Annotated in this window: 15 protein-coding genes and 1 pseudogene; 4 read left to right on the top strand and 12 right to left on the bottom strand. The window is 68.2% G+C overall.

The window, feature by feature from the left end:
* Positions 1–19: 19 nt before the first annotated feature.
* The 6 genes from AB0958_RS25995 to AB0958_RS25970 form a co-directional block, all read right to left on the bottom strand.
* Entirely contained in the window at positions 20–844 is an 825-nt protein-coding gene (locus tag AB0958_RS25995; RefSeq protein ID WP_361333845.1) for a zf-HC2 domain-containing protein, read from the bottom strand.
* Positions 844–1,365: a sigma-70 family RNA polymerase sigma factor gene (locus tag AB0958_RS25990; protein ID WP_010039908.1), complete on the bottom strand. Its 522-nt coding sequence runs from the start codon at positions 1,363–1,365 to the stop codon at positions 844–846. The genes AB0958_RS25995 and AB0958_RS25990 overlap by 1 nt, the downstream gene beginning before the upstream one ends.
* 376 nt (positions 1,366–1,741) lie before the next feature.
* Entirely contained in the window at positions 1,742–2,335 is a 594-nt protein-coding gene (locus AB0958_RS25985) for an ABATE domain-containing protein (protein WP_366892866.1), read from the bottom strand.
* Between the two features lie 197 nt (positions 2,336–2,532).
* Positions 2,533–2,841 carry a hypothetical protein gene (locus AB0958_RS25980; protein ID WP_366892865.1) on the bottom strand — a complete coding sequence of 103 codons (309 nt, stop codon included), beginning with the start codon at positions 2,839–2,841 and terminating at the stop codon, positions 2,533–2,535.
* Positions 2,834–3,028: a DUF397 domain-containing protein gene (locus AB0958_RS25975; protein ID WP_366892864.1), complete on the bottom strand. Its 195-nt coding sequence runs from the start codon at positions 3,026–3,028 to the stop codon at positions 2,834–2,836. Before AB0958_RS25975 ends, AB0958_RS25980 begins: the two co-directional genes overlap by 8 nt.
* 17 nt (positions 3,029–3,045) lie before the next feature.
* The gene (locus tag AB0958_RS25970) at positions 3,046–3,900 is read right to left on the bottom strand and encodes a helix-turn-helix transcriptional regulator (RefSeq protein ID WP_366892863.1); all 855 of its coding nucleotides are present in this window, start codon (positions 3,898–3,900) and stop codon (positions 3,046–3,048) included.
* 223 nt (positions 3,901–4,123) lie between these two features.
* On the opposite strand from AB0958_RS25970, the gene AB0958_RS25965 reads away from it, so the two are divergent.
* The 3 genes from AB0958_RS25965 (at position 4,124) to AB0958_RS25955 (ending at position 5,326) form a co-directional block, all read left to right on the top strand.
* Positions 4,124–4,654 (top strand): ATP-binding protein, encoded by a 531-nt coding sequence (locus AB0958_RS25965; RefSeq protein WP_366892862.1) that lies wholly within the window; start codon positions 4,124–4,126, stop codon positions 4,652–4,654.
* Between the two features lie 67 nt (positions 4,655–4,721).
* The gene (locus tag AB0958_RS25960; RefSeq protein WP_358983516.1) at positions 4,722–5,078 is read left to right on the top strand and encodes a hypothetical protein; all 357 of its coding nucleotides are present in this window, start codon (positions 4,722–4,724) and stop codon (positions 5,076–5,078) included.
* Positions 5,075–5,326 carry a hypothetical protein gene (locus tag AB0958_RS25955; RefSeq protein ID WP_358983514.1) on the top strand — a complete coding sequence of 84 codons (252 nt, stop codon included), beginning with the start codon at positions 5,075–5,077 and terminating at the stop codon, positions 5,324–5,326. Before AB0958_RS25960 ends, AB0958_RS25955 begins: the two co-directional genes overlap by 4 nt.
* A 33-nt stretch (positions 5,327–5,359) precedes the next feature.
* On the opposite strand, the gene AB0958_RS25950 is transcribed toward AB0958_RS25955, so the two are convergent.
* The 4 genes and pseudogenes from AB0958_RS25950 to AB0958_RS25935 form a co-directional block, all read right to left on the bottom strand.
* The gene (locus AB0958_RS25950; protein ID WP_366892861.1) at positions 5,360–6,523 is read right to left on the bottom strand and encodes a uroporphyrinogen-III synthase; all 1,164 of its coding nucleotides are present in this window, start codon (positions 6,521–6,523) and stop codon (positions 5,360–5,362) included.
* Between the two features lie 88 nt (positions 6,524–6,611).
* The gene (locus tag AB0958_RS25945; protein WP_366892860.1) at positions 6,612–7,979 is read right to left on the bottom strand and encodes a nitrate/nitrite transporter; all 1,368 of its coding nucleotides are present in this window, start codon (positions 7,977–7,979) and stop codon (positions 6,612–6,614) included.
* Positions 7,980–8,689: 710 nt separating this feature from the next.
* Positions 8,690–10,014, bottom strand: a pseudogene (locus AB0958_RS25940) (ISL3 family transposase).
* Between the two features lie 32 nt (positions 10,015–10,046).
* Positions 10,047–10,415 (bottom strand): VOC family protein, encoded by a 369-nt coding sequence (locus AB0958_RS25935; protein ID WP_366892859.1) that lies wholly within the window; start codon positions 10,413–10,415, stop codon positions 10,047–10,049.
* A 63-nt stretch (positions 10,416–10,478) separates the two neighbouring features.
* Between AB0958_RS25935 and AB0958_RS25930 the strand changes: the two genes are divergently transcribed.
* Positions 10,479–10,937 carry a MarR family transcriptional regulator gene (locus AB0958_RS25930; protein WP_366892858.1) on the top strand — a complete coding sequence of 153 codons (459 nt, stop codon included), beginning with the start codon at positions 10,479–10,481 and terminating at the stop codon, positions 10,935–10,937.
* 211 nt (positions 10,938–11,148) lie between these two features.
* On the opposite strand, the gene AB0958_RS25925 is transcribed toward AB0958_RS25930, so the two are convergent.
* Positions 11,149–12,072 (bottom strand): hypothetical protein, encoded by a 924-nt coding sequence (locus AB0958_RS25925; RefSeq protein ID WP_366892857.1) that lies wholly within the window; start codon positions 12,070–12,072, stop codon positions 11,149–11,151.
* A gap of 98 nt (positions 12,073–12,170) precedes the next feature.
* The coding region (locus AB0958_RS25920; RefSeq protein WP_366892855.1) for a hypothetical protein at positions 12,171–12,775 on the bottom strand (605 nt) is incomplete at its 5' end.

Below are 12,775 nucleotides of genomic sequence, written 5' to 3'. Positions count from 1 at the left end.
CGAAGGGGGCCCGCCGAAGCTACGCGCTGACCGAGACCAGCTTCTTGCCGCTGAACGTCATCACTTCGAAGTGATCGATCTCGTTGGGGGTGAAGGCGGCGCCGCCGTTGACGTAGAGCGGCTGCTTGGCCTTCTCCGTCTTGGCGTCGGCGAGGCCGTAGCCCCAGTTCGGGACGGACCAGGAGGAGACCGTCTCACGCTCGCCGTTCTTGCCGACGGCGATGAGCGAGCACTTCTCCGGGCCGCTGACGTTCTTGAGCTGGAGGACCGCGTGGGTGCCCCAGTCCTTCTTCTCCAGGGCGACGGTCGCGGTGACGTGGGTCGTCGGGTCCGTGGCCGTCATCTTGTCGGACAGGGTCTGGAAGGCCGCCTGGGCAGCCGTCCCGCCCGCCGTGTTGGAGGTGCCGCCCGAGGATCCGCCGCTCGCCGCCAGCACGGCCAGCGGGCCGCCGACGATCAGCGCGATCGAGGCCGCCAGGGCGAAGAGGTTGCGCCGGCTGCGGACCTTCCGCTTCTCGGCCACCTCCACGACCAGCTTCTCGACCATCCGGGGGCTGGGCTTCGCGGACAGCGACTCGCCGATGGACGGGGTGCTTCCGGAGCCCGGCAGATCGGCCAGGGCCGCCAGCATGGGCTCCATCCCGGCCAGCTCGTCGAGCTGCTGGGCGCACCATTCGCACCCGGCCAGATGCGCTTCGAAAGCGGTTGCCTCGGCGTCGTCGAGAATCCCCAGCGCATACGCGCCGACGGTCTCGTGCTCATTGGGCACCGGAGATTCCTGCATGGCACCAGACATACCCGCACCACCTGTGCCGAACCCGCCGTGCCCCCCGTACACACTCATCACGCCGTCACCCCCCGCTCCTCAAGCGCCAGCTTCATCGACCGCAGGGCGTAGAACACCCGAGAGCGAACGGTGCCGCTGGGTATGCCCAGCGTCTCGGCCGCCTCGTTGACGGTACGCCCCTTGAAGTACGTCTCGACGAGCACCTCCCGGTGGGCCGGGGTCAGGTCGTCGAGCGCGTCGGACAGCGTCATCAGCCACAGCGCCTTGTCGATCTCGTCCTCCGCGGGGATGACCTCCAGCGGCGACGGATCGACCTCCTGCGGCCGGGCCTGCCGGCTGCGGTGACCGTCGATGACGATGCGGCGAGCGACCGTCACCAGCCAGGGGCGTACCGATCCGGTCGCTCGATTGAGCTGACCGGCGTTCTTCCAGGCACGGATGAGTGTCTCTTGCACGACGTCCTCGGCGCGTTGCCGGTCACCGGCGACCAGTCGCAGGACATACGCGAGGAGAGGTCCGGCGTGCTCCCTGTACAGGGCACGCATCAGCTCCTCATCAGGCTCCGAGGGCTGGGACATGCGATGTCGGGCCCTCGATCCACGTTCATTGGCCACGGCCGCATCCTTGCGCACGCCCACCTCCGGTGTCCGGGGGTTCCCCCAGTCGGTCGCTCCCCCACCGGTACGGAAGTGACTCGCGGGGTGTTCAACAAGACCCCACATTTTTCTGCGTGGTGCCATGACGAGCGGGACATGACAGCACATTCCCACCTCGTGATCTTTACATTTCCGACACATCGTCGAGGAGGGGCGGGCTGCCCGTACGCGGCGGTCACCAAACGGAGTGTTGTCGAAATCACGTTCCGGGAGCTTCGGTGAAGGTCCGGCAGAAGCCGTCAATGGGACAGGAGTTGGCCGCTCGGGTCGGCCGGTCGGATGACGGGAAGCCCGGGGTTCAGGCGCGGGCGAGTGCGGCTCGACGGCGGTGCCGGGCCACCCGTTCGCGGTTGCCGCAGACCTCGCTGGAGCACCAACGGCGCCTGCGGCCCCGGGAGGTGTCCAGATACACCAGGGGGCAGGTGTCGCCCTCGCACTCCCGGATCGCCGCCCGGGCGACGGGGTCGGTGAGCAGTTCCACGGCGTCCCGGGCGACGGCCGCGAGCAGCGCCGCGCACCCGGGCGGTCCCGCCAACTCCCGGACCAGGGAGCCGTCCTCGCCGGAGACGGCACGCGGGGCCGGGGGCGCGGCGACGGCCAGCTCGTTGACGCGGGCGAGCGCGAGATCGTACGACCGGGTCCGCGCAGCGTTCCGGCCGCGCACCAACTCCGCCATGTGACCGCGCAGTTCCCGGAAGCCCGGCAACCATCCCGGGTCGGCGTGCGCCAACGGCGTGCCCGCCGGGACCAGCCCGGATCCGGTGATCCAGGCCCGCAACGGCTCCGGCCCGTCGAGCCGTTCGCCCGGATGCGTGGTCGCCAGCAGGTCCAGGCAGATCCGCCCGGCGTCGAAGCGCAGCTCGTAGGGGGCCGCGGCCGTACCCAGTGCCATGTGCCTGTCACCGCCTAGGACAGCGAACCGTGTCCCTTCACAGTGCCCGGCCCGAGGACCGGCCGGAAGCCCTCGCACGGGGGTTGGGTGCGGTTCCGGGGCGATATGGTGGCGGCACCCCACAGAAGAGGCCCGCGAACGAGGCGAACTGACCCGAGTCCCTACCGGCAGCCGGTACCCGGAGCGCCGTACGCCGGTCAGCCCACCCGCTCGTCCCCCGTGGCGAAGAACCGCATCACGTACTCCCCCGCGGGAAGCTCGCTCTCCCGCATGAGCGAGAAGACCTCGGCCCCCTCCCCGGGCGTCCCGTCCATCCGGAAAGCCTCGGCGAACCTCACGTACTCGACGTCGTGGAGCGTTTCGCAGTACGCCCGGGCCTCGTCCTCTCCCCGCCCGATCGCCTCGTCCAGCGAACCTGCGGTCCACAGCGTCACCCGCTCCTCGTACACCCCCAGGACTCGGTGCCGGAAGACGCACCGAACGCCGTACCAGGTCAGGTCAGCCACGGGACAGGGATCCGGGCTTAAGCCCACCAGCCACGAAGTCCGCCCAGGTGGAGGGCGTGACGGTGAGGCGGGGGCCGTCGGGGTGCTTCGAGTCGCGGATATGGACGGCCTGGGGCGCCGGGGCTATCTCGACGCAGTTCGACCCGTCGCCGCTGTGGGTCGACGCACGCCAGTGGAGTATGCGCACAGGTGCCTCCTCGGAGATCAAAGGTCCAGCATCCGCTGGTGGATGAAGTCCCGACTTTTGGCCGGTGAGAGCGCGCAGGACTCCATGCGGCCCAGTACGGCTCGGTACTTGGCCAACTGGGCTTCGGCGTCGAGGAACTCGCAGGCGCCGTGATGGGAGTCCAGCTGAACCGTGTCGAGCTGTGGGACAGGGCCCTCGACGTAGTCGAAGGACTGGCCGGTCGTGGGGAAGTTGTCAGCGCCGAAGGGGACCACCCGTACGGAGATGTGCGGGAATTCGCTCATGTCGAGCAGGTGCGCGAGCTGGCCTCGGGCGACGGTCGCGCCGCCGAATGCCATACGGAGTGCGGCCTCATGAATGATCGCCGTGTACAAGGGTGGGTCTGCCCGGTGCAGGATGCCCTGCCGTTTGATTCGGTGAGTGAGCCGGTGCTCGATCTCGTGCTGGCGCATCGGCGGCACCACCGACCGGAAGAGCGCGCGGGCGTGGTCGGTCGTCTGCAGCAACGCCGGGATGTGGATGAGCAGTGCGACCCTCAGCGCGCAGGCGTGGTGCTCCAACTCGGCCAGGTCGACGAGCGCCACCGGCACATGTTCGCGGTACTCCTCCCACCAGCCCCGACCGCGTCGGCCCGTCATCGAGGCCAGTGCGTCCATGAGTTCCTCGTCGGAGCAGTCGTAAGCACGGGCCATGGAGCGCAGTCGGTCGGCGCTGACCGGTGTGCGGCCGGTCTCGATCATGCTGACGCGTGCTTGGTTGACGCCAAGGAGTGCACCGGCGCCGGTGGCGGTGAGTCCAGCCCGCTCCCGCAGTTTCCGCAGTTCCGCTCCCAGCCGTCGCTGCCGGAGCGTGGGGCTTTCGGTGGACGGCACACCGTCTCCCTTCTGCTGTGAGGCGGCCTTGCGCTCCCTCGCACGAGTGAAGCATGGATGCATTCATGGCATTCAGTTAGATGCATCTAACTAACTGCCCTACGGTGAAAGCACACCGCTCAACCAGCCGTCCGAGAAGCCGGAAGCGCACCTTTCCAGGCAGAGCCACCGCCCGGCGCGGTCGTTGAGCGAACCTGAGTCGCGTCTCTCGTAGGAGGCCCGTGTGGACACCGTATCCCCGTCCGGCACCTGGTCGTACGCCCTTCGCCTGCCCCATGATCCGCGCGCGGCACGCGTCGCACGTAATGATCCGCGCGCGGCACGCGTCGCACGTATGACCGTACGGGCGGCGCTCAGCGGCCACGGCAGGCAAGAATCCCTCGACACCGTTGCGCTGTTGACGTCGGAACTGGTCACCAACGCCTACCGGCACACCCACGGCCCCGCTTCCCTCCGACTGACCGCCCTCGCGAACGGCCGGCTGCGGGTGGGGGTCTGGGACAGCCACCCGCGCATCCCCGCCCCTTTCGGCGAACCGCCCTGGGACAGCGTCCGGCCGGCCCCGGCGGATGCCGAAGAGGGACGCGGGCTGCGTCTCGTGCAGGAGTACGCCGACGCATGGGGCGGCTGGCCGATCGGCGACGGCGGCCCACTGGACCGGGGTGCCGGGAAGCTGCTGTGGTTCGAGGTGAGGGGCCGGGGACCTGAGGGAACGCGGAAGGGCGTCGCATGTGATGTGGCAGGTGCGACGTGAGACCACGCCGTTGTCCGTGATGCCCAGTACGGTGGGGGCAGGAAGCGAAGGACAGAGGAGCCGCCGCGTGACCACACAGCCCGACCATGGTCATGAGCTGATCCCGCGCCCCGAGTCGACGCCGGACGCGGTTCGGGTCGCGCTGGCCCGCATCGCCCCGCACCGACTGTCCGAGATGGAACAGCACAAGGAACAGGCGCTGGCCGCCGCGCTTCAGGATGGCAAGATCGGCCACCTTCGGCACTGGCTGGCCTATTGGCAGGCACAGGTGGAGATCGAACGACGGCCCGATCTCCATTCCCGTTACCAGGCGGCCCTAGCGGCCCTGCACGCCACAAACAGCCGTGACGACCCCGGCTTCCGGACGGCGACGACGGAGCTGCGAGCTGTCGAGGCCGAGGCTCAACAGGCGGTGGCCGGGTGACCTGGCGGTGGGAGTACGACCCGGCCGAGGAGTACGTCGTTGGTGGCTCGCCACCTGCCTTTGTCGCCGAGATCGAGAAAAGAGCCGACGAGCTGGTGCGGGCCGCGTCCGCCTTCTACCTCGACGGCACCTCCTACCAGGAGGCCGGGCCCAAAGGGAACGTCGCGGATGTCCCCGGCGGGTTCTTCCTGTACCTCATCGTCCCGCGACACGAGTGTCTGTACATCCACCAGGTGACCTACGTCTGAGGGAGTGGCCGGGCCCACGTTCCCGGCCGTCCCTCACGCGTCCCCGTACTTCGTGTCCGCCGCCGGGTCCAGGGCCAGCCGGTACCCGCGCTTGACCACCGTCTGGATCAGTTTCGGCGAGCCCAGGGCCGTACGCAGCCGGGCCATCGCCGTCTCCACCGCGTGCTCGTCGCGGCCCGCGCCGGGCAGGGCGCGGAGGAGTTCGGAGCGGGCGACCACCCAACCCGGACGGCGGGAGAGCGCCCGCAGCAGGGACATGCCGGCCGGCGGTACCGGCTTCAGGTCGCCGTCGACCAGGACGGCGTGACCCCGGATCTCCACCCGGTGACCGGCGACCGGCAACGCCCGGGCACGCGAGGGGAGTTCCCGGCAGAGAAGCTGTACGAGGGGGCCGAGCCGGAAGCGCTCCGGCTGGATGGTGTCGACCCCGAGGGCCTGGAGCGGCAGGGCCGTCACCGGCCCGACGCAGGCGGGGACGACGTCGTGGCCGAGGGCGGCGAGCAGGTCGTCCCGCAGCCCGCGGTCCTCGGCGCGGGAGATCAGCGAGGCCGCGGCGGGCGCGCTGGTGAAGGTGAGGGCGTCCACCGAGCGCGAGACCACGGCGTCGAGGAGCCGGTCCACCGGCCCGAGGTCCTCCGGCGGCATCCACCGGTACACCGGTACCGGCAGCACCTCCGCGCCCGCGGCCCGCAGCGACTCGACGAACCCGGGCAGCGGTTCCCCGTGCAGCTGTACGGCGATCCGGCGGCCGTCGACGCCCTCCTCCAGGAGCCGGTCCAGCACCTCCGCCATGGACTCGGAGGACGGCGACCACTCCTCGGTGAGCCCGGCGGCCCGGACGGCCCCCCTCACCTTGGGCCCGCGTGCGAGCAGCTCGACGTTCCGCAGCCTCTCCAGCAGCTGTTCGCCGAAACCCCACCCGTCCGCGGCCTCGATCCAGCCGCGGAACCCGATCGCGGTCGTCGCCACGACCACGTCCGGCGCCTGGTCGATGATCTCCTTCGTGGCGGCGAGCAGCTCCCCGTCGTCGGCGAGCGGCACGATGCGCAGGGCGGGGGCGTGCAGCACGGCGGCGCCACGCCGCTGGAGCAGTGCTCCCAGCTCGTCGGCGCGACGCGCGGCCGTGACCCCGACGGTGAACCCCGCGAGGGGACCGTGCTGACCGCCGTCGTCCGGTCGCTGCTGTACCTCGTACATGGCTGCTCTCCTAGCTGACCCGCATGCGACCCGAGCCTGTCAACGGCGCGTGACAGGCTCGGTTCCGCTTCATGTCACCAGTGTTACGTCACACCTCGGCATAGCTGAGCTGCGTCTTTGCCGCTGAGGCGGCCGTGGGGTGTCCCTGGGCGACCGGCCGGCGAAGGTATACGGCCCAGGTGACGGCGAAGCACAGGCCGTAGAAGACCAGGAAGGCGACGAAGGCACCGGTGCCGCTGCCGTAGGAGAGGTACGACTGCCGGAAGGCGAGGTTGATGCCGACGCCGCCGAGCGCGCCGACCGCCCCGATGAGCCCCATGGAGGCGCCGGAGAGACGTCGTCCGTACAGCACGGCCGCCTCCCCTTCGTAGCCCTTGGCGAGTGCCTTGGCCTGGAAGATGCCGGGGATCATCTTGAACGTCGAGCCGTTGCCGAGCCCGCTGAGCACGAAGAGGGCGACGAAGACGGTGACGAACAGGGGGAGCGACTTGTTCATGCTGGCGATCACGAGGAGCGCGGTGGCGGCGGCCATGCCGACGTAGTTCCACAGGGTGATCCGCGCCCCGCCGTACTTGTCGGCGAGCCAGCCGCCCAGCGGCCGGATCAGCGAGCCGAGGAGCGGTCCGATGAAGGTGAGGTAGGCGGCCTGGAGGGGGGTACGCCCGAACTGGACCTGGAGCACCTGCCCGAAGGCGAAGGCGTAGCCGATGAACGAGCCGAAGGTGCCGACGTACAGGAAGGACATGATCCAGGTGTGGGCGTCCCTGGCCGCGTCGATCGCGGCGCCGGTGTCGTTCTTCACCGTGGCGAGGTTGTCCATGAAGAGGGCGGCGAGCACGGCGGCGACGACGATCAGCGGGATGTAGATGCCGAGGAGGACGCGCGGTCCGCCGCTCGCCCCGATGATCGCGAGCGCGACGAGCTGGATGACGGGCACGCCGATGTTGCCGCCGCCCGCGTTCAGCCCCAGCGCCCACCCCTTCTTCCGCAACGGGAAGAAGGCGTTGATGTTGGTCATGCTGGACGCGAAGTTCCCACCGCCGATGCCGGCCAGCAGGCCGACGAGGAGGAAGGTGGTGAAGGACGTCCCCGGCTTCATCACCGCGAACGCGGCGACGGTCGGTACGAGCAGGAGCCCGGCGCTGATGATGGTCCAGTTCCGGCCGCCGAAGAGGGCGACGGCGAAGGTGTAGGGCACCCGGACGACCGCGCCGACCAGGGTGACCATCGACGTCAGCAGGAACTTGTCCGACGGGGTGAGCCCGTACTGCGGGCCCATGAACAGCACCAGCACGGACCACATGGTCCAGATCGAGAACCCGATGTGCTCGGAGAGGACGGAGAAGGCCAGGTTCCGCCGGGCGATCTTCTCTCCCTTGTCCTTCCAGAACGCCTCGTCCTCCGGATCCCACTCCTGGATCCAGCGACTACGTGACGTAGGGGCTGGGGCTGTCATGACGCCTCCACGGTGCTCCGCGTGCTCGGTCTGCCGACTTCGGATGAGTGACTGAGCCCGAAGGTAGGGAGGCGGCGTTTCCGTGCTGTGGCTGTGGGTGACCGGAAGGGAACGTTGCTCTCACCCCGGGGAGGGGGCGGGTGAGAGGTCCGGGAGAAGGGGCCGTCTCGGGGGGATGGGCATGGCTCTTGCCCTCGTCCGGCTTGTCACCGTCCGACTTGCTGCCGGTGGAATCGTCCTTGTATTTGGCCGCTTCCTTCGTCGCCCGCCTGACCCAAGGAGGCGTCCGACGGCAGGATCCCGAACCGGCACTGGTGGCAGGACGTCGGCCACTGGTTCGAGGAAAACTGGGACACATGAGGAGAGGTCGGGCTGCGCCCGCTTCGCCTTGGCGAGGGCCGTGTCCGCCAGGGCCTTGGCCCGCTCCAGCCTCGGCCAGTAGTCCGCGAGCGCGTCCCCGCACAGCTCAGTCCGGGACGAGGAGACGGGGCCCGGCGATCGCAGCTACTCGGGCACCTTGATCGAGCGGTCCCGGCCGTCATCCACTTCAGGGAACCCAAGGCCCAGCTGGAAGGGTTGCGGAGCAAGATCTTCAGCGGGCCGGGGGACGACGTGGCCGAGTTCATCCGGCGTAACCGCAACGGTGACGCCATGCACCACTACGAGCGGGTTGAGGGGCCGATGCTGCGTAACCTCAGAGGATTCCCGGCTCATCGCGGCAGAGGGTGTAGTCGGGGTCTGAAACCGCGGTGTCAAACGGGCTGCGCGTGATGTAGTTGATCAGGTTGCGGAAGCCGAGGGCGGTGCCGCGGAGGTGTTCGAGTCGGCCGTTGATGGCCTCGGTCGGGCCGTTGGACGTGCCGGGTCGGTCGAAGTAGGCCAGCACGTCAGCGGCGCGCTGTTTCAGTGTTCTGCCGAGTCGACTCAGTTCGGGCAGTCCGGCCGGGACGCCGTGGCTGATCGTCTTGATGACGGCGGCGAGTTCGGTCTTGCCGGCGCGGCGGTCGGGTTGCCGGTAGGCGGACACGATGCGCTGGTAGGCACCCCAGGTCGCCTCGACCGCGGCGTGCTCATCGGCGGTGAATACGGTGGTGAGTCGGGCGTGTTGGCGGTCGGTGAGCAGGCTGACACCGGTGCGCAGCACTCTGCGGATGCCGTAGAGCGGATCACCGACCCGGCCGCGGTGCCCGTAGGTGTCTTGCTGGACGCGTTGGCGGCATCGGTCCAGCGCATCGCCGGTCAGGGCGACAACATGAAAGGGGTCCATCACCGCTACTGCGTCGGGGATTTCTTCGCCTGCGGCGGTCTCGAAGCCGGTGAAGCCGTCCATGGCCACGATCTCGATCCCGTCGCGAAACGCTGGTGTCCGGGCCTCGAGCCATGTCCTGAACACCTGCTTGGATCGGCCTTCGACCATGTCCAGCAGTCTCGACGGTCCGGCGCCGTCGCGGACCGGGGTGAGGTCGATGATGACGGTGACGAACTTGTCCCCGCGGCGGGTGTGGCGCCACGCGCGCTCATCCATGCCCAAGACTTGGACACCGTCGAAGCGGGTCGGGTCGGCGATCAGCAACTGGTGGCCGGTCGCCAGGACGGCGTCGTTGACGGTGTGCCAGGACACCCCGAGCCCGGCGGCGATCCGGGCGATCGACATCCGGTCGATGACGACACTCTTCAACGCCCACATCACCGCCTGCGTCGAGAGTTTCGCCCTCGGCGCGGCGGCCGCGGTCGTGTCTTGGCGCCAGACCTGCCCACAGCCCGAACAGCGGTAGCGGCGGATGCGGACGTGCAGGATCGTTGCCCGCCAGCCGAGCGGGACGTGCACCAGTCGGCGCAGCACGCTGTCGCGCGGCACCCCCAGACAGCCGCAGGCATGGCACCAGTCGTCAGGGTCGACCACTCGACAGAGCAACACGGCGTGGTCGGGATGCAGCTGTTGGCCGACCACTTCCAAGCCGAGGTCATCCAGCCGGCAGAACGCCGTCAGGTCAGCAGGGCAGAAGGTGGCGTCACGTACGAGCCCAGGGCGCAACCGCTGATGATCGTCCGGTGGTGTTGGGTCGATCAAGCGCGGTCGTGGAGCGTGACCTGGTAGCCGTCGGGGTCGGCGAAGGTGAAGGTCCGGCCGAAGGGGCCGTCGATCGGTGCGGAGACGATGGTGTGACCGTCGGCGACGAGCGCGTCGTGGATGGCCTGGACGTCGGTGGCGTGGAGCCAGATCGCGGCACCGATACCGGGCTGAGCGATGGATGTGAGGTCGGTGCCGGGTATGACGTCGCGGAGTGCGAACGCGATCGGCTTCGTCTCGAAGACGACGGCGTGCGGAGGTCCGGCCGGCGAGCGGACGAGGCCCAGGTACTGCTCGTAGAACGCCTGCGAAGCGTCGAGGTCGCGCACTTGGAGCGAGATGAAGTCGGGGCCGGTGGCGGGCATGATGATACTCCTTCTTTTCGTGTCAGTTTTCTGACATGCGGCAAGGTATGTCAGAATACTGACATGAGTCAAGAAGGTGTCGGCGTCGACCTGGAGACGTCACTGGGCTACCTGCTCAAAGAAGCGTCGAGCGCCCTCCGCGCGGCCATGGAGGAAGTGCTGCGGCCGCTCGGGATGAGCGTGACGCACTACTCCTGCCTCGAGCTGCTGGCGCAACGACCGGGCTTGTCGAACTCCGAGCTCGCGCGAGGCGCGTTCGTGACACGGCAGACGATGAACGTGCTACTCCAGGCCTTGGAACGAGACGGCTACGTGACCAGGCCTGCGGAGGCGCCCGTCGGGAAGGCGCTTCCCACGCGGCTCACGCCTCGCGGCCGACGAAGCCTCGAGAAGGCGAGCGCAGCCGTCCGATCCGTCGAGGCCAGAATGCTGGCCGGCCTGACCGAGACCGAGCAGTCAGACGCGTTCCGAATCCTGCAGAGCATGATCCATTCCCTGCGCGATGACAACGAGGGTGCATAGCTCGTTCCGCAGCGCACGTCTCGTCGCGCTCGGACAGGAGTGCAGCCGAGCCTGAAATCCGTGCCGGCGACCTCGAAAACCGACAGACCCGACTACACCCTCTACTGCGATGAGCCGGAAAAGGCTTGCGGCGTGCTTGGGTGCAGGCCTGGCCAGGTGCACTTGTGTGTGACACGGCCAGGTCCCGATCGCCGTCACCGGACGACATTTCTCACCTGTTGACGGACTGGATCTCCTGCACGACGACGTCCTGCGATCGGCCGAAGGCGCCGTCGGGGAGGTTGTCGCCGTTGCCGTCGCTTCCGGTCCAGTGGATCTTCCAGGTCACCGTCGCCTTGAGCTGGTACGAGCCGTTGCCGGAGGAGCGGAGGTACTTCACCCCGCAGGGGGGCGTCTTGCCTGCGTCACCCGCGGTGTACTCCTCACCGACACTGCCGTTGTTGAACTCGCAGACTCCGGAAGCCGGATAGGTCACCGCGTCAGAAGTACCCGGGTCGATCCTGAGGGAGACGGGTTCGGCGGTCGTCGTCGCGGATATGCCGAGCAGCGGAACGCTGGCGGTGACCGACACCGGCTTGAACGTGGCCTTGTCCAGCCATGCCCAGGTGGCGAGGTTGACCTTGGTCGTGCCCGCGGGTTTCAGGCTCACCTCTGTGGTGGGGACACGGATCTCGTTGTACGCAAGTTCGCCGAGGATCTTCGTGGAGATGGTGTTCGGGATGTCGGCGGGCGGCGCGGCTCCCTTGTCCACCCAGAAATAGGGCTCGTCACACTTGTCCCACCCCGGCGGGAAGGACTTGTTGACGTACGAGTCCCACCAGTAGCCCTTGCCGGTCTTGTCCTCGTTGAAGTCCTTGTAGGGGTGACCGTTGACGTAGCGGTCACGCTGCTCGGCGTCCCACTGGTATCCCGTGGAGTCCGCCGCCCAGATCGGTTCCACGTACGCCTTGAACTCGGCGGGGCTGTACTTGGGGGCGTACCAGCAGGCCGGCGGCGTCCAGGACGTGGTCGAGGTGACGGGTCCCACGGAGGCACCGGAACCGTTCTTGGAGCGGTCGTAGACGATGGCGCCGGCTGTCGAGGACAGGGTCCCGTCCGAGGACGAATCTCCGTGCTCCTGCGTCTCGGTGGTCACAGTCCCATCGTCCCCGCGTCCACCCGCGTAAGCGGCCTGCGAGACGAAGACCGAACCCCACGCCAGCGAAAACACCGCTGCGCCTCGGACCAACTTTCTTACGGCTGACACGCCTTGTCCCCCCGATTCGGCACAATGTCAGTTGTCTGCCAAACACCCTTGGCATTCTTCGTAAGCTTGGTGTGGTAAAGCACGTAGCTTTCCGCGGTCGTCGGCGTGTTCTTCACCTTGCCGGTCTTCCTGTTTTTCAGGAACGACTTGCTCTCGTCGGAACAGTAGGTGACGTATGCATCCTTGGCTCCGGACACCGTCACAGTGCGGTCGAAGTACCGGGTTTTACCGACCCATGTGTCGCCCTTGTCGATATACCCTTGCACATAGGTGATCGCCGCACCGAGCGCCTTGCCCGCATTGTAGAACCCCAGGGCCTTCGTGCTGGCACTCCCCTGGAAGATCGCGTCATCCATGGAATTGATACTCATAGCGCTGTCCGCGAGGATCGCATCTTTCGTACCATCGCCGGACTTCTGGTCTTCGAAGACATTCGAGGCATAAGAAGGGAAACTGATCTTGGGGCGCCCTGCCGCCTCGGACGTCGAAGCCGAAGTGCTCGGCGAAGCCGAAGCCGCCGCCCCCGTGTCCGCGCCCGCGATCTTGCTGTTCGAGTCGGACTTGTCTCCGCTTCCCCCACCGCAACCGGCGA

The sequence above is a fragment of the Streptomyces sp. NPDC006655 genome (assembly GCF_040703965.1).
GTDB lineage: Bacteria > Actinomycetota > Actinomycetes > Streptomycetales > Streptomycetaceae > Streptomyces.
The sequence above is the reverse complement of the archived record's forward strand: the minus strand, read 5'-3'. Positions and strand labels throughout refer to the sequence as shown.

Excerpts from the sequence above, each read along its gene's own strand:
- AB0958_RS25995 (WP_361333845.1), bottom strand. The coding sequence starts at position 844 with ATGAGTGTGTACGGGGGGCACGGCGGGTTCGGCACAGGTGGTGCGGGT.
- AB0958_RS25990 (WP_010039908.1), bottom strand. The coding sequence starts at position 1,365 with ATGTCCCAGCCCTCGGAGCCTGATGAGGAGCTGATGCGTGCCCTGTAC.
- AB0958_RS25985 (WP_366892866.1), bottom strand. The coding sequence starts at position 2,335 with ATGGCACTGGGTACGGCCGCGGCCCCCTACGAGCTGCGCTTCGACGCC.
- AB0958_RS25950 (WP_366892861.1), bottom strand. The coding sequence starts at position 6,523 with ATGTACGAGGTACAGCAGCGACCGGACGACGGCGGTCAGCACGGTCCC.
- AB0958_RS25945 (WP_366892860.1), bottom strand. The coding sequence starts at position 7,979 with ATGACAGCCCCAGCCCCTACGTCACGTAGTCGCTGGATCCAGGAGTGG.
- AB0958_RS25935 (WP_366892859.1), bottom strand. The coding sequence starts at position 10,415 with ATGCCCGCCACCGGCCCCGACTTCATCTCGCTCCAAGTGCGCGACCTC.
- AB0958_RS25930 (WP_366892858.1), top strand. The coding sequence starts at position 10,479 with ATGAGTCAAGAAGGTGTCGGCGTCGACCTGGAGACGTCACTGGGCTAC.